The organism is Acinetobacter sp. CY17, from assembly GCF_059515825.1.
Genome location: NZ_JCAKMX010000004.1, coordinates 160,687 through 181,690, shown reverse-complemented (window position 1 = coordinate 181,690; position 21,004 = coordinate 160,687). Strand labels below are relative to the sequence as shown.

19 protein-coding genes are annotated in these 21,004 nt (G+C 43.3%); 8 read left to right on the top strand and 11 right to left on the bottom strand.

Annotated elements, in window-relative coordinates; genetic code table 11:
• Positions 1-267 precede the first annotated feature (267 nt).
• The 8 genes from AC5YCI_RS04945 to sdsA form a co-directional block, all read right to left on the bottom strand.
• Positions 268-705: a YbjQ family protein gene (locus AC5YCI_RS04945; RefSeq protein ID WP_496128100.1), complete on the bottom strand. Its 438-nt coding sequence runs from the start codon at positions 703-705 to the stop codon at positions 268-270.
• Between the two features lie 3 nt (positions 706-708).
• The gene (locus AC5YCI_RS04940; protein WP_496128101.1) at positions 709-1,059 is read right to left on the bottom strand and encodes a YbjQ family protein; all 351 of its coding nucleotides are present in this window, start codon (positions 1,057-1,059) and stop codon (positions 709-711) included.
• 98 nt (positions 1,060-1,157) lie between these two features.
• The gene (gene adeK, locus AC5YCI_RS04935; RefSeq protein ID WP_496128102.1) at positions 1,158-2,615 is read right to left on the bottom strand and encodes a multidrug efflux RND transporter AdeIJK outer membrane channel subunit AdeK; all 1,458 of its coding nucleotides are present in this window, start codon (positions 2,613-2,615) and stop codon (positions 1,158-1,160) included.
• Positions 2,615-5,791 (bottom strand): efflux RND transporter permease subunit, encoded by a 3,177-nt coding sequence (locus AC5YCI_RS04930; RefSeq protein WP_496128103.1) that lies wholly within the window; start codon positions 5,789-5,791, stop codon positions 2,615-2,617. Before AC5YCI_RS04930 ends, adeK begins: the two co-directional genes overlap by 1 nt.
• A 9-nt stretch (positions 5,792-5,800) precedes the next feature.
• Positions 5,801-7,045: an efflux RND transporter periplasmic adaptor subunit gene (locus tag AC5YCI_RS04925; protein ID WP_496128104.1), complete on the bottom strand. Its 1,245-nt coding sequence runs from the start codon at positions 7,043-7,045 to the stop codon at positions 5,801-5,803.
• A gap of 26 nt (positions 7,046-7,071) precedes the next feature.
• On the bottom strand, positions 7,072-7,680 hold the full coding sequence (locus tag AC5YCI_RS04920; protein ID WP_496128105.1) for a phosphatase PAP2 family protein: 609 nt from the start codon (positions 7,678-7,680) through the stop codon (positions 7,072-7,074).
• Between the two features lie 138 nt (positions 7,681-7,818).
• On the bottom strand, positions 7,819-9,864 hold the full coding sequence (locus AC5YCI_RS04915; protein ID WP_496128106.1) for a site-specific recombinase: 2,046 nt from the start codon (positions 9,862-9,864) through the stop codon (positions 7,819-7,821).
• A gap of 7 nt (positions 9,865-9,871) precedes the next feature.
• Positions 9,872-10,849 carry an All-trans-nonaprenyl-diphosphate synthase gene (gene sdsA, locus AC5YCI_RS04910; protein ID WP_496128107.1) on the bottom strand — a complete coding sequence of 326 codons (978 nt, stop codon included), beginning with the start codon at positions 10,847-10,849 and terminating at the stop codon, positions 9,872-9,874.
• 408 nt (positions 10,850-11,257) lie between these two features.
• Between sdsA and rplU the strand changes: the two genes are divergently transcribed.
• The 8 genes from rplU (at position 11,258) to AC5YCI_RS04870 (ending at position 17,530) form a co-directional block, all read left to right on the top strand.
• Positions 11,258-11,569 (top strand): 50S ribosomal protein L21, encoded by a 312-nt coding sequence (rplU, locus tag AC5YCI_RS04905; protein WP_122901579.1) that lies wholly within the window; start codon positions 11,258-11,260, stop codon positions 11,567-11,569.
• 18 nt (positions 11,570-11,587) lie between these two features.
• Positions 11,588-11,842, top strand: a complete 255-nt coding sequence (rpmA, locus tag AC5YCI_RS04900; RefSeq protein WP_122901581.1) for a 50S ribosomal protein L27 — start codon at positions 11,588-11,590, stop codon at positions 11,840-11,842.
• A 194-nt stretch (positions 11,843-12,036) separates the two neighbouring features.
• Positions 12,037-12,723, top strand: coding sequence for an outer membrane lipoprotein periplasmic chaperone LolA (gene lolA / locus AC5YCI_RS04895; protein WP_496128108.1), 687 nt, complete (start codon positions 12,037-12,039; stop codon positions 12,721-12,723).
• Between the two features lie 138 nt (positions 12,724-12,861).
• The gene (locus AC5YCI_RS04890; RefSeq protein WP_496128109.1) at positions 12,862-13,626 is read left to right on the top strand and encodes an RsiV family protein; all 765 of its coding nucleotides are present in this window, start codon (positions 12,862-12,864) and stop codon (positions 13,624-13,626) included.
• 102 nt (positions 13,627-13,728) lie between these two features.
• Entirely contained in the window at positions 13,729-15,000 is a 1,272-nt protein-coding gene (gene serS / locus AC5YCI_RS04885; protein ID WP_496128110.1) for a serine--tRNA ligase, read from the top strand.
• 79 nt (positions 15,001-15,079) lie between these two features.
• Positions 15,080-16,456, top strand: a complete 1,377-nt coding sequence (gene cysG / locus AC5YCI_RS04880) for a siroheme synthase CysG (protein ID WP_496128111.1) — start codon at positions 15,080-15,082, stop codon at positions 16,454-16,456.
• 31 nt (positions 16,457-16,487) lie between these two features.
• Positions 16,488-16,964, top strand: a complete 477-nt coding sequence (locus AC5YCI_RS04875; RefSeq protein ID WP_496128112.1) for a tRNA (cytidine(34)-2'-O)-methyltransferase — start codon at positions 16,488-16,490, stop codon at positions 16,962-16,964.
• A 98-nt stretch (positions 16,965-17,062) separates the two neighbouring features.
• Positions 17,063-17,530 carry a hypothetical protein gene (locus AC5YCI_RS04870; protein ID WP_496128113.1) on the top strand — a complete coding sequence of 156 codons (468 nt, stop codon included), beginning with the start codon at positions 17,063-17,065 and terminating at the stop codon, positions 17,528-17,530.
• Between the two features lie 45 nt (positions 17,531-17,575).
• On the opposite strand, the gene AC5YCI_RS04865 is transcribed toward AC5YCI_RS04870, so the two are convergent.
• The 3 genes from AC5YCI_RS04865 to AC5YCI_RS04855 form a co-directional block, all read right to left on the bottom strand.
• Entirely contained in the window at positions 17,576-18,970 is a 1,395-nt protein-coding gene (locus tag AC5YCI_RS04865; protein ID WP_496128114.1) for an APC family permease, read from the bottom strand.
• Positions 18,971-19,221: 251 nt separating this feature from the next.
• Positions 19,222-20,406, bottom strand: coding sequence for an iron-containing alcohol dehydrogenase (locus AC5YCI_RS04860; RefSeq protein WP_496128115.1), 1,185 nt, complete (start codon positions 20,404-20,406; stop codon positions 19,222-19,224).
• Positions 20,399-20,941: a hypothetical protein gene (locus AC5YCI_RS04855; protein WP_496128116.1), complete on the bottom strand. Its 543-nt coding sequence runs from the start codon at positions 20,939-20,941 to the stop codon at positions 20,399-20,401. The genes AC5YCI_RS04860 and AC5YCI_RS04855 overlap by 8 nt, the downstream gene beginning before the upstream one ends.
• Positions 20,942-21,004: the final 63 nt, after the last annotated feature.

Sequence of the window (21,004 nt, the reverse complement as noted above, 5' to 3'; positions counted from 1 at the left end):
TGGATGGTGAGCATTGAGCATCTACAGGTGTTGCAGCAGCTGAGCAGAGTATCAGCGAGTGTAAGTTTTTAAATAACAGCAAAGCTAAAACGATTTGACTTAATCGTGGTGAGCATACAAAGAGCGCGTGCCATTCTATCCTAATCCCCTGCAAAAGTTGCAGCTAAAATGTAATCGGTGTGGTGTACAGCCTCCGATCCAAGGTCAATTCAGCAAGCTTTCCTCAAGCTCAAAGTTTGAGCTTGAGAAAGGTCGGCACATACAAAATTAGGCAGGTTGAATGGCTGTCCCATAAGCAAAGACTTCAACCATACTGCCTTGCATACCCATTTCTGTGGTGCTCAGGCGTAGGCCCATAATATGGGTGGCACCTACTTTTTCGGCCTCTAATTTTAAACGTATCAACGCTTCACGTCGGGCACGCTCTAAAATACTTTCATAACTTTTTAAACGTCCACCAAAGAAATTTTGAATGCTGGCCAGTACAAATTTAAAGTAGTCATGTGAAATCACCACATTGCTGCTAATAAGCTGACCTGGCTGTGTGCTTTGGATCAAACGTTGATTATCTACCGTAATATAGGCAAGGCGCGCTTCATTCATTTCAAGTTCTGCTAAATGCTTACGCTCGTTGTAGCGCCCAAAGGTAAAGCCAATCACAAACAGCAGGGCAAATACACCCAATTGGAAAAGTAAATTTTCCATGGTTTAACTCGCAAAAGGATCGGGCAGTTTTGGCATGATGGGTTCAACCACCACCGCCGTGCCATAGACAAACAGTTCAGAGGCACCTTGGGCAATATTTGAGGTCGAAAAACGAATCCCAATCACCGCGTTGGCACCTAAGCTTTGGGCCTTGGCAATCATACGGTTCAGGGCTTCTTGACGTGATTCTTCTAGTAGTTCGGTATAAGCGGTCAGTTCACCACCAACAATATTTTTAAGACCAGCCAATAAATCACGTCCAACATGTTTGCTGCGTACGGTACTGCCATAGACCACATCAATTTGGCGGCAAATCGTATAGCCGGGCATGCTTTCTAAATTACTCAATAACATCTAGTTCTTCTCTTAATTAATGCCTTGACCATAGGAAAAAATCTATTAAAAAGCAATAAAAAAAGCCCACACCAGGTGAGCTTTTTTTAATTTAACATTTATGGGGTATTACGCAGTTCTGCTTGTTCAGCTGAAGAAGCTGGATTAACTAAAGGGTCACTTGCGTAAGTTTTTAAACCGCCACCTAAGGCTTTATACAGTTCAACTTGGTTGTTTAAATTGGCTTGTTCGAGCAATAATAAACCTTGCTGCGCTGTATAATTGCCACGCTGTGCATCTAACACCGTTAAGAAGCCATCAATACCCGCGCGGAAACGCGCTTGTGACAATTGATAGTTTTTATTGGTGGCTTCGACTAAACTACGCTGTGCTGCCAAGCGCTCGCCAATATTTTGACGTACCGCTAAGGCATCGTTGACTTCACGGAACGCATTTTGAATCGATTTTTCATAGTCTGATACAGCAATTTGCTGATCAGTTTCTGAAATTTTGATATTGGCTTTACGTGTGCCCCAATCCCAAAGTGGAATATCTAGGCTTGGACCCAATGACCAGACAAATGAACCTGATTTAAATAAATCGCTAAGCTCACGTGAGCCTAAACCTGCCGAACCGGTTAAGCTAATCGTTGGGAACATACGCGCTTTGGCTGCGGCAATATTGGCACCTGCTGCAGATAAACGATACTCTGCCGCACGAATATCCGGACGGTTGTTAAGTAAATCACTTGGTAAACCAGAACGAATGGCATTATTGGCAGTAATGCGCGTCACACGTTGATTGGGTAACAAGCTGCTAGGCACTTGCTCACCCACCAAGAGGTTAAGTAAGTTTTGTGCTTGAGTGATTTGGGTTTTGTAATTGGCCACATCACTACGTGCAGTCTCTACTGAGATTTGCGCTTGACGTACTGGCACTTCACTATCAATCCCAACCTCAAAACGTTTTCTATTCAGGTTATAAGACTCAAGTTGTGCCTTTAAGGTCTGTTCAGCTAAAGCCAAATTGGCAGCAGCAAAAGAGTAGCTTAACCATGCTTGTGCAACTTGACCAACCAGTGCAATTTGCGTGGCATCGCGTGCACTTGCGGTTGCTAAGTATGTGTCTAAAGCATTGTCTTTTAAGCTACGTACTCGCCCCCAAAAATCAAGCTCATAAGCAGTTACCCCTAGACCTACATTATAGCTGGTCATCGGTTTGCTATTGACCGTGTCTTGACGTAATACACTACCACTGACCCCAATACTTGGTAATTGGTTGTTTTCAGTAATTTGGTAGGTTTGCTGGGCACGTTGAATATTGAGTGCAGCAATACGTAAGTCACGGTTATTGGTTAAGGCAAGGTCAATCACTTGTGCCAAACGTTGATCGGCAAAGAAATCCTTATAGCCTTGCTCTGCCACTGAAGGACCTGTTGCAGGCGCAACATAAGCCACAGGTAAAGTGGTCGCTTGCACTTGAGGTTCTGGGTTACGCATGCTTTGACATGCAGTCAAAGCAAGCGCAAGTGCAGAAAGTGCAAGACCACGGCCAGTTGTAGACCATAGAGTTTGCATTAAGACATATTCTCCGTACGTGGTGGCTTTGGTTTGTATTTGAAGATGCTACGAATCCATACATAGAAGACTGGAATAAAGAAAATACCAAGTAATGTTGAACTGATTACACCACCTAATACACCATAACCCACTGAGTGTTGGCTACCCGCACCCGCGCCTGAAGAGAGGGCAAGTGGCAGTACACCAAAACCAAAAGCTAAAGTGGTCATAATAATTGGACGTAAACGCATTTTGGCTGCATGTAAAGTTGCATCAAATAGCTCTTCGCCTTTTTCTTGCAACTCTTTGGCAAATTCAACAATCAAGATCGCATTTTTAGCCGACAAACCAATGACCGCAATAATCGCCACTTGGAAGTAAATATTGTTGGATAGGTTTGGATTTTGGAACAACACCATGCCGCCAAAAGTTAAGCCCAAAGCACCAATAATACCTAATGGCACCACCAATAATACCGAAAATGGAATTGACCAACTTTCATATAAGGCGGCTAAACATAAGAATACAATCAGGAGCGATAGCGCATATAAGAATGGTGCTTGATCGCCTGATTCACGTTCTTCGAGTGATAAACCTGTCCATTCAAAGTCATAACCGACTGCGCCCATTTGAGGCAGTTTGGCCACAATCTCTTCCATGGCAAGCATCGCATCACCTGAGCTGACGCCCAGTGCGGGTGTACCTTGAATGTTGACTGATGATAAGCCGTTATAACGTTCTAGACGTGGTGAACCATAGGTCCATTCGCCTGTAGCAAATGCTGAGAATGGAATCATCTCGCCTTTGTTATTACGCACATACCACTTATCTAAGTCTTCCGGCATCATGCGTGAATCAGATTGACCTTGGACATAAACTTTCTTCACACGACCACGATCAATAAAGTCGTTGACGTATGAACCACCCCAAGCAATACCCATAGTGCTGTTAATTTCAGCAATGCTGACGCCCATCGCACCGGCTTGTGCATGGTCAACAATCACTTTGTACTGCGGTGTATCTTCTTGACCATTTGGACGAACACCAGCAAGACGTGAGTCTTGTGCGGCCATGCCAAGGATCATATTACGTGCTTCGATTAATTTAGCATGACCATTACCTGCAGCATCCTTAAGCTGTAAGTTAAAGCCTGAGCTGGTGCCAAGTTCTGGCATCGCTGGCAGCTGTAAAGGCATAATATAAGTCGCGTCTTTTACGATCATATTAAGTGCCATACCACGGCCAATAATCGCACCGACTTGCGATTCAGGTGTTGTACGTTCTGACCAGTCTTTGAGTTTAATAAACGCCATACCTGCGTTTTGACCCACACCGGCAAATGAGAAACCTGCCACACTAAACACAGATTCAACGTGGTCTTTTTCATTCTCTAAGAAGAAGCCCGTCATGGCATCCATGGTTTCGCCAGTACGCTCCAAACTTGCGTTTGGTGGTAGTTGTACCAGTGTCATCACCACACCTTGGTCTTCATCAGGTAAAAATGAAGAAGGCAGTTTTTGGAACAAGAACACAATTCCGACAAGTACCACGACATAAACCGCACCAGAGAAAATCTTGTTGTGGGTCATGCGGTTGACGCCGCCTTGGTATTTCTCTGACATTTTGTCAAAGCTGCTATTAAACCAACGGAAGAAGCGAGCAAAGATATTGTTGCTTGGAACTTTGTTTGGATCGTGCTGTTTGAGCATGGTGGCACATAGCGCTGGCGTAAAGGTTAACGCTACAAGCAGTGATAACACCATGGCGGTAACAAGAGTAATCGAGAACTGACGATAAATAACCCCTGTCGTACCACCAAAGAATGCCATAGGTACGAATACCGCAGACAGCACCGAGGTAATCCCAATTAAAGCGCCTGAGATTTGCTTCATCGAGATTTCTGTTGCGGTCACAGGATCTAGATGTTCCTCGACCATAACACGCTCAACGTTTTCCACCACGACAATGGCATCATCGACCAGAAGACCAATGGCCAGTACCATCGCAAACATGGTTAAGGTGTTAATCGAGAAGCCAAACATGTTGATGACTGCGAAAGTTCCCAGTACCACCACAGGCACTGCCATGGTTGGAATAATCGTGGCGCGCCAGTTCTGTAAGAACAAGAACATCACGATGAAAACCAGGATGATCGCTTCAATTAAGGTTTTGACTACACTTTTAATTGAGAGTTCAATAAAAGGTGTGGTGTCAAAAGCCAGTTCGTCTTTTAAGCCCGCAGGATAGTTAGGACGTAATTCTTTTAAACGGGCTTCAACCGCTTGCGCAGTATCTAAGGCATTGGCACCGGTAGCAAGTTTAATTGCGACACCGCCAGATGGCTTACCGTTATATTTAGAATCAAACTGATAGTTATCTGCACCAAGTTCAACTTTTGCTACATCACCTAAACGGACTTGTGCACCGTTAGAGGTATTTTTTAAGAAGATGTTGGCAAATTGTTCAGGCGTTTGCAGTAAGCTTTGCGCAGTAACGGTCGCGTTTAAAACCGTACCTTCAATTGCCGGTGCACCACCTAATTGACCCACCGCAACTTGCGCGTTTTGGGTACGAATCGCAGCAGATACATCACTTGGCGTCACTTGTAGACTGGCCATTTTAGCCGGATCTAACCAAATACGCATAGCGTATGAGCCACCAAAAACTTGTACCTCACCTACACCTGCCACACGACTTAAAGGTTCAGAGATGTTGGAGTTAACATAGTCTTTAATGTCGTTACCGGTCAGTGAACCATCCGGTGAATAGAAGCTTAATACTTGTAAGAAGCTGGCACCGGACTTGGTAACACGTACACCTTGACGTTGTACATCTTCTGGTAATAAAGCAGTTGCCGATTGCAGTTTGTTCTGGACTTGAACTTGTGCAATATCGGGATCAATACCTTGTTCAAAGTTTAAGGTAATTGATGCCTGACCATTACCGGCACTGTTTGATGAAATGTAGCGTAGACCATCGAGACCATTCATCTGTTGCTCGATCAGCTGCGTCACGGTATTTTCTACGGTATCAGCAGAAGCACCAGGATAAGTCGCAGAAATCGTCACTGTGGGTGGTGCGATGGTTGGATACTGTGCGATTGGCATTTTGCTTAAGGTGAGCACACCCGCCAGCATAATCACCAATGCGATCACCCAAGCAAAGATTGGGCGATGAATAAAAAATTGAGCCATCCTTACCTCTTAAGCTTGCGCTTTTTGTTCAGGTGCTGATTTTGCTTCGCTGGCAGGTTGTTGATCCGCACTTGGGGCTTGAGCTTGAGGCGCAGCCGCTTTAGGTTGATACGGTTTAGCAACCACCTGCTGTTCAGGTTTCACTTTAGCAATACCATCAACGATCACTTTATCACCTGGATTTAAACCTTCGGTGACAATCCAATCGGTACCTTGCGCACCCGTGGTGGTCACTGGACGCGGTGCAACTTTCCCATTGGCATCAACCAACATTGCCATGGCTTGACCAGTTGGGGTACGCGTAATAGCCGCTTGTGGAATCAGGTAAGCATTTGGCACTTCACCTTGTACAATTTTTGCAGTGGCAAACATGCCTGGCAGCAATAAATAGTTCGGGTTTGGGAACACAGCACGTAAGGTTACTGTACCCGTATCAGGGTTGACGCTGGCATCAGAAAATGCCAAACGACCTTCAACAGGATAATAGCTACCATCTTCAAGCTTTAACTTCACCGTGGTGTTGTTTGAGCTATTTAAGCTCCCTTGAGATAGACGCTGACGTAAACGCAATAGCTCGGCACTTGATTGGTTGATATCAACATAAATGGGGTCAAGACGCTGAATGGTCACTAAAGGCTCAGCTTGACTGGCGGTCACTAAAGCGCCGGCGGTCACTGTTGAACGATTCGATTGACCAGAAATTGGTGCACGTACAATTGAATAACCGAGGTTAATTTCAGCATTACGTAGCTCGGCCTGTGTGGCAGCTAAATCAGCTTCAGCCAATTTCACTTGTGCCACAGCATCGTCATATTCTTGTTTAGAAATGGCGTTAGAACCGACCAATTGACGATAACGACCTTCTTTAACGCGTAACACGTTTAAATTGGCTTGTTGACGCGCTAAATTCGCACGTACGCTGTCGAGATTGGCACGATTGGTACGTGAATCAATTTCATACAGCGCTTGACCTTCACGCACATAGCTGCCTTCAGCAAACAGACGCTTTAAAATCACGCCATTGGTTTGAGGGCGTACTTCAGACACTTCAAAGGCTGTAGTACGGCCAGAAAGTTCGACTGATTGCTCGACGCTTTGTGGCTGGGCAACAATGACACCAACTTCGGTTGGCGGCATTTGCTGCTGAGCAGCGGCTGCCTGTTTATTTTCGTCTTTGCTACAGCCAACAAGCACCAGACTTGTTGCTAATGCGCAAGCAGTCAGGGCGGGTGCCCAAAGCTTTGCAGACATCATTATTCCACCTCAATTAAGATGTTTATTTAAAATTTGTTTTTAGGACAAAACTGAGATTTGCCAAGCAAATACAGCAAGCTGATCCATATAAAACTAATGCCCCAACCAGAAATCACATCAGAAGGGTAATGTACGCCTAAATATACTCGTGATCCTCCCATGACCAACAACCAAGAGCATGCCAATACTGCCAAATAGCGGTATAGCTGATGACCTCGACTGACCAATAGCACCAATGCGGCAAGGCTTGCTGCATAGAAACTGTGCGCACTTGGAAACGATGATCCGTAGCTTTCTACAAGATGATAGATTTCAGGTGGACGCGGTTTGGCAATGAGATATTTAAGTAGCCAAGCACAAGCGATACTTCCTATAAGTCCAAGACCAATAAAAAGTATTTTTGAATATTTTTTATACCACGCTAAGACAAAACACCATAGTGTGGTGAAAAATAATACAAAAGGCATGCCGCCTAGCACAGATAAGCTGCTTGATATTTGATTGAACGTTTCATTACGTTGCTGACTCAAGTACACCACTGCGCTTAGATCTAAAGCATTTAAAGTGGGGGAATTAAGAATCAATATACTGAAAAATAACAATAAAAAACCTAACAGCAGCAGGCAATAAGGCATCGAAGACCCCTAAATATGACAACCGATTACAGCGCGGTTAATCCTTAGTGTTAAAGTGTACTTGTCAGTACACTTCTTTTCAAGCGTGTGTAAGTTATGCAAATTTATAGGTTTTCATCAGGTTTTTCTGTATAAGAATTACGATATGCCTGATTTTTTTTGCAATTCTTGTTCTATAGCAATGGCTTGCTTAGGGGGCCAAAAAAAGTCGCTGGGTCGGGTTAAAAAATGAGTCAGGACTAATTTTGCTAAAGGTTGCCATTGTTCAAAGCGTACCCGACGCGCACGTAAGGCCACAATAATTGTTAAAGTAAAACTGACAAAAAGGTTCGTTAAACCAATCAGTAAGACACCAAGCAAGGACACAATGACCAAACCCAGATCAGGTTGGTTAATGTTTATTAAGCCTTGAATAAAGTTGGCTGAAGCAAAGGCAATGTGGCGGATATCGAGTGGTAACCCGAGCAAAAAGCCAATCGTTCCCATACTGCCAAGCATAATACCAAATAAGAAATTACCGGCTAAAGCACCAAAATTACGCTCTATATAATCTGCAAAACGATTAAGACGTTCTTGGCCCATCCATTTTTTTAGACGTTGATGGGCTTTAAGGCGTGGTCCTATTTTTCGATAGACCGCCATGTTGTCAAAATACCCAGCCAATAAGCCTGAGAAAAATAAAAATACTCCGGCAATCGCCGCATGGGGGACAGCCAATGAGGTAAACGGATTTAAATCATGTAAAGTTTTTGCGGCTTTGGCATGGGTCATTAAGGGTTCGTGCAGCGCTGCATCCCAGAAAAAAGCAATACATGCAGCAGTTGGAATAGCAATCGAGATATTACCTAAAATCGCAATAAATTGGGTGCGAATAATGTTGACAATGAGTACAGCCACTTCTGCCAATTGTGCCATCTTCGAGCCTTTGCCACGTTGTACCGTAGAGGCAAGTGCGGCTGCGGTCATGGCAGGTTGTTTGGTGGCCACAGTAAAATGCAGGACATGAATCAGCATAAAACCCAATGCATAATTCATGCTGTAGGAAAAAGCCTGCATCAAGGGGGCCATCGACACACGTGCCATCAAGGTCTTTAAAGTGGCCATCACAGCAATAATCAGTCCGGCACCAGCGGCGGACTTATACATGCCAAAGAAGCCCTGTTTATCGGTACTTACATAGTGTTCACCAGTTTTGCTGGCGTTTTCAGTGACCTGTAAGGCTATCAATTCACTGTTGGTGGTCAGTAAAGAGCGCACACTGAGTTCATCATAACTGGTGGCAGTGACATCAATTAGTAGCTCTTTTAGGATCTTAAAGCGTCTATCGTTATCTTCAACAATTAAGTTTAGGAGCAGCTCTAGACGTTCTAAACATTGTTCAAGCAAAGTTAATAAATAGGTCAGACTGACACTGACCCCAATCCGCTTAGTGGAGCGACGAATTTTTTGCACCACATCATGGCATTGTTCAATCATCACCAAGGCTTGGGCAGCATCAGGTGGCGCCACCACCATCATATGCTCGGTATTACGATGCAAGTCTTTGTAGTGACGGATGAAATCAATGATCTCGCGGTTTTGCACCAAGAAAGGTGATTCGTATTCGGTTAGCTCCGGATAAGCATCAATAAATTCTGGATACAAACCAATCCCGCTAATGCGATAAGACAGTACGGTAATGGCTTTAATGAGCTCACTTTTAATCTGTAGTTTATAGCTTTGGTTGCTATGACCTTGCGACAGTAAAATAAATAACTGTTGCCAATCTTGGTCACTAATATTGTCAAGCCAGTTTTTATCGCTGCGCTGATGAAATACCCTGCGGAGTAATTGTTGTAATTGGCTTTCATCTGGAATTAATGGCAGGAAATGTGCGCCTAAGCGTTTAAAGAGCTGATTCCAAAAACCATCTTGCGATAAAATACCTGTATCGGCATATAAGCCACTTTGTTTATATTGGCTGATCAGTCTTAAAATAAAAGTTTGTAAGGTGCTCACCGCGTAGGGCACACGAATTAAACAGTCAATTAAAGCCTGTAGATGATCATGAATTTCGTGTTGTAGCTGAGGGTCACTTGGTCGTAAACGATCGACCAGTTGGATGAGTGTTTCATCATGCAGCGGCGCTCGCGATTCGAGCTGCTGCTGCATTTGAAGTAAAAGGTCGTTAAATTTTATCTGCATACGCAACTTATTGAATACGATGTAAGGCTAAATGTGCAAGGTTCATTAACGCTTGGCGGGATTCAGATTCAGGTAATTCAAGTAATGCGGCAATCGCAGCTTCGGTTTCTTCGGTGGCACGTTGGCGGCAATAATCAAGTGCACCTGAATTGTGCACAATTTGAATCACTTGGTCTAAATGGTCGGTACCGCCTGTGGCAATACTTTTACGAATAATGGCATGCTCATCCCCTTGGGTATTTTTGAGTGCGGCAATCAATGGCAAGGTCGGTTTACCTTCCATCAAGTCGTCACCAATATTTTTACCTAAAGTTTCTGCATCTGAGGTGTAGTCTAAAATATCATCAATAATTTGAAAAGCATTGCCAAAATGACCGGCGAATTTTTTCAAGGCTAAGGCAAATTCTGGTTTTTTAGCCAAGATTGCCGCACCTTCAGTTGCCATTTCAAATAGGCGTGAGGTTTTGCCATGAATAATGGCTAAATAAGTCTGTTCTGTGGTGTCAGGTTGATGCTGAGACTGTAACTGTAACACTTCGCCTTCGGCAATTTCACAGGTGCCCGTGGAAAAGTTTTTAAGTAATTTTAAATCGTCTAAATCCACCAGTAAGTCAAAAGCGCGTGAAATTAAAAAATCACCCACCAAGACTGCAGTTTGATTGTTCCAAGTGGCATTGGCAGTTGGACGGCCACGACGTAAACCTGATTCATCGACTACATCGTCATGCACTAAGGTTGCGGTATGTAGCATTTCAATGATGGCTGCTAAACGACGATGCGCGTCTAAATCAGTAACACCACAGGCTTTGGCTGCCAATAAACACATAATTGGACGCATGCGTTTGCCACCTGCTTCGACCACATGTTTACTCACTGCCATCACTAAGGCAACTTTTGAGGTAATGCCTTCATTAATAAATGTGTCCATCGCAGCAAAGTCTTGAGCAACAGGAGCGAGAATATCTTGCTTAAAGTCGATGGCCATGAAAGACAAACCTCTATAAATATAAAATTGCAAAGAGAGTGTAACAATTTATCTTAAACATAGGCATGTGCAAATGCCCATGTTTGTTGAAGACGCTCGAAAAAGCCGCCATTTTACAACATTTCAACCATTTCTAGGTCGACTGGGTAGGCTTTAAGTGCGTACCGAATAGCTAAAAACTTATTTTAATTGCTGAAACTTACACAAAATCAGCCATGTCGGTCAAATAGTATCAGGAATTTAAGCTTTTGCTGCTTTTTTCTACAGACAATATTTTATGTAAAATGGCTTGTTGTTTAGCCGAGAATCACTTAAAATTCCTCGCTTCGTATAACCCCCAGTGGCGTTCGTTTGAAGTTCAATATGTTGTTGTATTGGCACGAACACACGGGTATTTTGGAGTACACTATGTACGCAGTAATCCAAACCGGTGGTAAACAACACCGTGTTGTTGAGGGTGAAACCCTTAAAGTTGAATTATTGAAAGCTGAAGTTGGCGCATCTATTACGTTTGATGACGTATTAATGCTTGTTAACGGCGAAAGCATTCAAATCGGTGCTCCAGTTGTAGCTGGCGCTACTGTAACTGCTGAAGTAGTTAGCCACGGTCGCCACGACAAAATCCGCATCATCAAAATGCGTCGTCGTAAGCACTATCGTAAACAACAAGGTCACCGTCAATGGTTTACTGAGTTGAAAATTACTGCGATCGCAGGCTAATTCTAGGAGAATATAGAGATGGCATCTAAAAAAGCCGGTGGTTCGACTAAAAACGGTCGCGACTCGAATCCTAAAATGTTAGGCGTAAAAATCTACGGTGGTCAATCAGTTACAGCTGGTAACATCATCGTTCGTCAACGTGGTACTGAGTTCCACGCTGGTGTAAACGTAGGTATGGGCCGTGACCATACTCTATTTGCTACTGCTGATGGCGTAGTAAAATTCGAAGTGAAAGGTCAATTTGGCCGTCGCTACGTATCTGTTGAAGCGTAAGTTTTAATAGAAAAAAAGCCCGCACCTGTTGCGGGTTTTTTTTATGCGTCATATGCAGCTAAAACTCCATCATGATGGATAAAATCCTACATTTACTTGAAATAAAACAACAAAACTGCCAATTTTCTCCCATATTTAGCGGTAAATTTGGTTTAACATGAGCGAAACACATAACTGATAACTAAGGTGATCACATGAATATGTTAGGTAAAACACTAAGTGCAATGGCAGTGGGTGCAGCGAGCCTGACACCGCTGATGGTCACAAGTACCTATGCCGCGCCGGCAACAGAACAGGTTGCGACTCAAAACTTAGTTAAACAATTGAGCGGTATTCAAAGCCTAACAGCCAACTTTGAGCAAAGCACCAAAACCTCAGCCAAAGCCAAAAATAACAAAGCTTTGACGGCTCAGCACATGAATCAAACTTTCAAAGGGGTCATGAAGGTTGAACGCCCAGGCAAATTCCATTGGCAAATTAATAGCCCTGTCAAACAAACCATTGTCAGTACTGGCCGTACCGTGTGGATTTACGATCCTGATTTAAAACAAGCAGTACGCCAAAGCTTGGATGAGCAAGTGGCCAATACGCCAGCGTTGTTGTTATCCGGTAATACTGCGCAAATTCAGCAGGCATACCGGATCTCACAGCCAGATCAAAGCAAAACTTATTACACTTTGTATCCAAAAAATAAAGAGGGCGCATTTCAAAGTTTAACCATTAGTTTTGGGGCTAAAAATGCACCTACTTTAATGATTCTTGAAGATTCATTGGGTCAAACTACACACGTGCGTTTTAGCAACACCAAAGTCAATGCCAAGATTCCAGCCTCGACCTTTAACTTTACCCCACCAAAGGGTACGGACATTATTGATCAATAACATATATCGCTTCTAAAGCAGCCTACGGGCTGCTTTTTTACTTGTTTAAAAAATGTTCTTTTACTTGGATTTTTAACATGCAGAATTTTTTTGTGGCGCTATAGTGTGGCTTCATTTTGGCTTGAGGTAAAAGGTGTCATGCAACAGTCTACCGTGTGGATCGTATTGACGTTAATGTTGGGGCTTATGGCGTGCCAACCCAAAGATGCACCGCGCCCCAGTGATCCTAAACCGCAAGTACCCAAAGTAGTTTTGCTTGAAAGCCAAGCCATGGAAGTGAAGTTGGCACGTAATGAAGTGTGTACCGAAAAGGGCTGCACCTTATATGACATGCAAAGCGTACAAACCAACCTACCTTGGATTGATGAATACTTCTTAACACGTTTGGCTGAGCTTGAACCTGAGGCATTTCAAGTCGATGCTGAGGTGGTAGTGCCAGATGTGAGTAACGAAAAAGTTGTACTCGAGCAAAATAATCAATTTGTACATTATATTGGCCAGCGTAAAAATATCGCCATGTTTGCCATACAAAGTTACAGCTATGGTGGTCAATTGCCGCAAAGTATGTCACATCATGAATATGTCAATTTTGATCTAAACTTAGAAAAACGTTTGGCGCTCAAAGATATTATCCACAAAGGCCAAGAAGCGGCCTTACTTAAGCTGATGTATGATAAAAATTATGCATGGCTGAAACAGCGTCATATTGAACTTGAACAATTAAAGCTCAGTGATAATTTTTATTTTTCCGCCAAAGGCTTAACTTTGGTTTATCCCGTCTATGAACTAGGCAGTTATGTCGATGGCATGACCGAACTCAGCGTACCCTATACATTTTTAGCCAAAATTCTAAAGCCTGAATACTTACCAAGTTTGCCAAATTACGCCAAAGCGCAAAAATAGGGTAATTGCTGTAATAAGACACAGCAAGCAAGGGCGATTACTGTATTTTTTGCTTTGAACAGCTTACACTATAGCCAGTTTTTTTCTTCAAAAAGATTGGCTATGATCGACCCGAAATTACTCAGAAATAATATTGAGGCTGTAAATTTAGCCTTGGCAAAACGTGGTGTACAGCTTGATGTTGCAGAATGGGCAGACTTAGAAGCACGCCGTAAAGAGATTCAATCTAAAACTGAAACGCTACAAGCAGAGCGTAACACGGGCGCCAAACAAGTCGGTCAAATTAAAAAAGCAGGTGGCGACGCTTCGGACATCATGGTACGTATGTCTGCGATTGGCGATGAAATCAAAGCAGCTGAACAAGCCTTAGCTGAATTACAAGCGGAGCTTGAAGAAAAGTCACTGTCTATTCCAAACTTACCGCATGAATCTGTACCTGAAGGTCGTGACGAAAACGATAACGTTGAAGTATTAAAGTGGGGCACACCGCGCCAGTTTGATTTTGACATTAAAGATCATACTGACTTAGGTGAGTGGATGGGCGGTTTAGAGTTTGAAACGGCAACTAAACTGACAGGTTCACGTTTTAGCGTTTTAAAAGGCCCGCTTGCGCGCCTACAACGTGCCTTAACCCAATTTATGCTTGATACACATACGCTTAAAAATGGCTATACCGAAGCCTATGTGCCGTATTTAGTGAATGCAGATTCATTACGTGGTACAGGTCAGTTGCCTAAATTTGAAGAAGACTTATTCAAATTACAAGGTGAAAAAGAATTCTATTTAATTCCAACTGCTGAAGTGCCAGTGACCAACTTTGTCCGTGACGAAATTATTGATCCTGAACGTTTACCACTGAAATATGCAGCACATACGCCATGTTTCCGTAGTGAAGCAGGTTCTTATGGTCGTGATACACGCGGTTTAATCCGTCAGCATCAGTTTGACAAAGTTGAAATGGTGCAAATCGTAAAACCTGAAACGTCAATGGATGCATTAGAAGAATTAACCGGTCATGCAGAAGGCATCTTACAAGCCCTTGGTCTACCTTACCGTAAAGTCGTGCTATGTGGCGGTGATATGGGCTTTGGCGCGATCAAAACTTACGACTTAGAAGTGTGGGTACCAAGTCAAAATACCTACCGTGAAATTTCTTCATGCTCATGCATGGGTGACTTCCAAGCACGTCGTATGAAAGCACGTTACCGCGCTGATCAAAAGAAAACTGAATTTGTACATACTTTAAATGGTTCAGGTTTGGCGGTAGGGCGTACTTTACTTGCAGTCATGGAAAACTACCAACGTGCCGATGGCTCAATCGAAATTCCTGAAGTATTACGTCCATATATGGGCGGCTTAGAATTTATTGACTAAGTCATTGTGTTTTAAAGTTGCGATGCCTTGAGGCATCGCAATTGTTTTTAGACAATCAAAGAAAAATCAGAGGGTCGCCGTGGAAATTTTTCCCATCTCTTTAAAGTTGCAGCAGCAACCTTGTTTGATTGTTGGTGGTGGACATATTGCGTACCGCAAAGCGCTGCTATTAGCCAAAGCAGGTGCAGTGATTGATGTCGTGGCGCCTGAAATTGAAGCCAATTTGCTTGAACTGGTGCAAAGCAGCCACGGGCAATATGTCGCTGCGCCTTTTAGTACAGATTTTCCCCTTGCTCACTATCGTTTAGTGATTGCTGCAACGGATCAAGCACAGGTCAATCAAGCAGTATTTGAACACTGTGAAGCACAAAATATCTTGGTCAATAGTGTGGATGATCCACCGCATTGCCGCTTTATGGTACCTGCGATTATTGACCGTTCACCCTTGGTGATTTCTGTGGCCAGTAATGGCACCTCGCCGGTGTTATCACGCCAAATTCGTACGCAGTTAGAAACCACAATTCCTCATGGTATGGGTAAATTGGCTGCGTTTTCGGGCCAATGGCGAAGTACCGTCAAAGCGAAAATTATCAATCCAGATGAACGCCGCATTTTTTGGGAAGACTTATATGCAAGTCCACTCAAAGAACAGGTATTTAATGACAATCTAGCTGAAGCAGAGCGTCTTATTGAGCAAGCCTTAAACGAGTGGAAAACCCCAAAAGGCGAAGTGTATTTGGTGGGCGCAGGGCCAGGTGATCCTGAACTACTCACTTTAAAAGCGCTACGCTTAATGCAACAAGCTGATGTGGTGATTTATGACCGCTTAGTGTCTGAGCCAATTATGGACTTATGCCGCCGTGATGCCGAAAAAATCTATGTTGGCAAAGCGCGCTCGAATCATGCGGTACCACAAGAAGGTATTAATGCCTTATTGGTCGAGTATGCACAGCAAGGTAAACGTGTTTGCCGCTTAAAAGGTGGTGATCCTTTTATCTTTGGTCGGGGTGGCGAAGAAATTGAAGAACTCTTTGCCGCAGGTGTACCATTTCAAGTCGTCCCAGGTATTACCGCGGCATCGGGTTGTTCAGCCTATGCGGGTATTCCGCTCACGCATCGTGACTATGCACAAAGTGTACGTTTCTTAACGGGTCATCTTAAAGAGGGTTCACCAGAGTTACCTTGGCAAGAGCTGGTTTATGAAAATCAGACCTTAGTGCTGTATATGGGTTTGGTGGGCTTAGAGAAAATTTGCCAACGTTTGATAGAGCACGGGCAACGTCCAGATATGCCAGTGGCATTAGTTTCTAAAGGTACGACGCCTGAGCAAAAAGTCGTGGTGGGCACTTTAGCGGATATTGCGAGCCAAGTCAGCGCACATCATATTCAAGCGCCAACCTTGACCATTATTGGTGAAGTGGTGCGCTTACGTGAACAATTACAGTGGCAAGGCTAAGGCTTTGCCGTTTAAATAGGTAGAAAACCCCGTGATTCATGTTGTGTTATACGAACCTGAAATTCCTGCAAACACAGGCAATATCATTCGTTTATGTGCCAATACAGGTGCACAATTACACTTAGTTAAACCCTTAGGCTTTGAGCTCGATGATAAAAAGCTCAAACGTGCAGGTTTGGATTATCACGAATATGCCAACATGCAGATTTGGGACAATATTGACGCATGTTTAGCAGATTTGGCCAGTAAAGGTATTGGTTTAGATGCGGTGTATCCACTCACCACCAAAGGCAGTGAAACCCCGCATACTTCGGATTTAAACCGACCAGTGGCATTACTTATGGGCCCTGAAACACGCGGTTTACCTGAAAATGTACGGATGATGTTTCCAGAACAACATTGGATTCGTTTGCCAATGGCTGAAAACTCACGCAGCTTAAACCTCTCCAATGCCACGGCTGTGATTGTCTATGAAGCATGGCGTCAGCAAGGCTTTAAAGCATTATAAAAAATACCACCTTCGGGTGGTTTTTTGATGTCAAGACTGTTGAGCAAAGGTAATTTTGGTTATAACCCTAACTGAATTGATAAAAGAAGAGCGTGATCTTGAAAATAACACACAACTTAAGTCCTTTAAGCGTATTGGTTTTATCTTTGAGTCTGATGACATTAAGCGCGATGACACAGGCGACAGAAGTCCCTACAGCCAGTGTAGAAGCACCTACACCAAGCATTGCACCTGAACCAGTGAGTCAAGCAGAAATTAAACAAGCCTTACAAGCCATGCAGCTTAAAATGCAGCAGCGTATTAAAACATGGGGCAAAAGCTTAAGCCCAAATGATTTTGAGCGGACTTGGCATGGTCGTCAGCTTAAAAAAGCTAAGCGCCAAGAGGTGTGTGGCATTTATCAAAGTGTAGTGAATGATACCTATCAACTCGCTGATGCTAATCGAGCGCGTTTAAGTGCAGAAGCTCAGCAACGTTTACAAGACCGCGATGCTTTTATTCAAAGTTTAGGCTTTAAAGATAATTTGGTAGATACCCAATTGGGCTTTAACTGTCGCTTAAGATAAGATATAAAAAAAGGCGCTTTAAGCGCCTTTTTTTATTGGTCTCAATTAACGATCATCAAATTCGTTATGTTGAGGGGCTGGCTGTTTAAAGCCTTTGGTTTTATAACCTAAGTATAAAATACCTATCATGGCCCACCATAGACCATATTTTAAAGAGTCTTCTTCAATTTCAAGCCATAGCGCAAATACGCTGATAAAACCGAATAAAGGTACAAGGACAAAATTGACAATGTCTTTGAAATTCTTAGTTCGACCATCACGTAAAGCATAGCGTGAAATTACTGATAAGTTCACAAAAGTAAAGGCAGTTAAGGCACCAAAACTAATCAGTGAAATCACCATGTCTAAGTCCATAAAGCCAGCCGTTAACGCCACCGCACCCACAATTAAAATATTGTACGATGGGGTGAAGTTTTTAGGGCTAATATGACCAAAGATCTTCTTGTTAATTACGCCGTCGCGACCCATCACATACATTAAACGTGATACACCAGCATGAGCTGAAATCCCTGACGCCATTACGGTAATAATCGCAAAACCAAGAACATAAGCTTGGAATAACGAACCACCCACTAAGAGCAGAATTTCTGGTTGTGTTTCAGCAATATTTTCAAAATAACTGCCCGGTGTATTTGGGAAGTAAATCTGCATAAAGTAAGTGCTGATAATAAAGATCACACCTGCAATGAGTGCAGTTAAGAAAATTGCTTTTGGTAAAGTCTTTTCAGTGTCTTTGGTTTCTTCGGCCAATGAACTGAGTGAGTCAAAACCTGTAAATGAGAAACACAGTAAAGTTGCGCCAGTAATCAGTGCACCAACTGAGGTCAACTCGTTCCAAAATGGCTCAAGGCTCCACAATTGATAACGTGCATCAGCAGAAATTGGTCCATCTGCATTAAAGCCCGCTTGTAACTTGCTGTAGACCAAGTAAGTAAATACCGCAATCACAATCAACTGTACAAAGACAATTAAACTGTTAAAGTTGGCAACAAAGCGCGCACCGCGTAAGTTAATTCCCGTCATAAAGGCGGTGAGCACTACGACCCATACCCAATGATTGACCGATGGGAACAGTGCCTCTAAGTAGATCACTGCCAAGATAATATTCACCATTGGCGACAATAGATAATCTAGCCAAGACGACCAGCCCACCATAAAGCCAACATTGGGGTGAATTGATTTTTGTGCATAGGTATAAGCCGAACCCGAGGATGGGTAACGACGGATCATATGCCCGTAGCTTAGAGAGGTTAATAAAATTGCCACTAAGGCAAAAACATAAGAGGTCGGAACATGAAGGTTACTTTCTTCTGACACCAAACCAAAGGTATCAAACAAAGTCATGGGTTGGATGTAGGCCAAACCAATAATAATAATGTGCCAGAGTCCTAGCGTTTTTTGCAGTTTCGCTGCCGATTGAGTCCCAGAAACATTAGTCAACGGCGTTATCCTCTTAATCGTTGATCAAGGATCAGTCATTGTGTATAAGGACCGTTTGAGACGAACGATCCCCCCAGAGATAAAATAAAAGTGCGCCAATCTACTTGAAATGTTCGCACTTGTCAGCAACTTTCTTTGCTACTAGCAGAAAATGTGCCATGTAAGCCAGCTGAGATAAATTCATAATAAAAGCCTGATGCTTAAAAAAACATCAGGCCTATTTGGGCTTATATTGGCTTAAAATGCTCAAATTACCAAGCTTTTTCTAAGATCTGCTTTAAATCTTTTAGGCTGGCTTCTTTAGGATTATAGATGATCGAACCATCATTTAAGGCTTTTTCTGCGATCTCATCGAGCTGCGCTTCCGAGACTTTATGTGTTTCACGTAAAGTACGTGGCAATTTGGTCAAGCTATAGAGTCGATCACGCATGGTCATGATGCTCGTAATGGTTTTTTCGGCACGTAAGTGTGCTGGTGTTTGCGCATAAATTTCTGCCCCAGCCAAAGGCAGCAATAAATCAGCGATTTTTTCGCTATTCACCGATTGGTTGTATTCTAAAACATACGGTAAGAATAGATTCATACATAGGCCATGTGGTAAATGTGCCACAGCGCCTAAAGCATGACCCAATGAATGTACTAAGCCCACCATTGAATTAGAAAACGCAATGCCTGCCATGGTCGAGGCTTGGGCCAACTCTAAACGTGCTTGAGCATCTTCAGGATTATCGAGCACGCTAAATAAGTTTTCGCTGACCTTTTTTATGGCGGCTGTGGCATAGGCATCACTCATTGGATTTGCCGCTAAGCCAGTATACGCTTCAATTGCATGGGTCATGGCATCCATGGCAGTCATGGCAGTTAAATGCGCTGGCAGGGTTTTGGTCATACGTGGATCAAGAATGGCAGCATGCGGCATTAAATAATAAGAGGCAAAAGCCATTTTGACATTTTTCTCAGGATCTGAGACCACCGCGACCATAGTGACTTCTGAACCAGTACCTGAGGTGGTTGGAATTACAAAAAATGGCTTAAGCGCTTTAGGTAAGTTGTGTGCACCTGAATATTGCAGTAAGTCATCACCGCCTTCAGAGACTAAAATATTGGTGGCTTTAGAGGTATCAATCACCGAGCCGCCACCCACAGCAATAATGGCATCACAGTTATGCTGACGATATAGCTCGGCAGCTTTACGCACGGTATCTAAGCTTGAATCAGGAGGGACATCGTCAAAAATAGCCGCAATCACAGTGTTTGTACTGACAAATGCAGCTTCAACTGGGGCTAATAATTTATTGGCACGTACGCCTTTATCGGTAATGATCAGCGCACGTTTGGCACCTAAGGTGGCAAGTTCAAACGGAATATGTTCTAGGGCTGCATGACCGGCAATGACTTTGACTGGACAGAAAAATTCATAATAAGGCTTAGCCATGTTTGTTACTCCGTTTTAAATAAGATTGCGCCACTTTTAAGTAAATATGCGCGGCACCAGAAAGTTTTTGTTTTAAAGCTAAAGATTTTGGATATTCTTTGACAGCAAGCTCAGCTAAGAGTTTAGGCAAAATCAGTGCTTCCATCTTATTTAAGCAGCGCACTAAACGAATCGCATTACTTAAATCACCATCTGCCACCATACGGTCATTGGCAAAAGCTTGCGCCGTGCTTTCTTGAAAAGAAAATACCAAAAAGGCATGGCTTAAATGTTTAAATTGAATAGTGAGATCAGGCTTTGCTGTGTAGTCGCTGAGCAATTCAAGTTGGGCATTATGGGTTACTCGGGCCACAAATGCAGGTCCTTTGGGAAAAACACCCATTGACAGCACAAAACCTGTGGGAAACTTACTCACCTCAGCTTGAACTTCTTGATCGACTTGGCTAGCCATCACCAGACCACGTCCAATGATGTCCATCATTAGCTTAACGTAGGTCTGCTGTAATGCCGGCTTGACGGCGCTTGCTGCAATCACAGGCGAATCCTTTTTTATAAAGAGTTATTTTTGCTTGAGGGCGAGAAGCCCTCATTTTTTTTA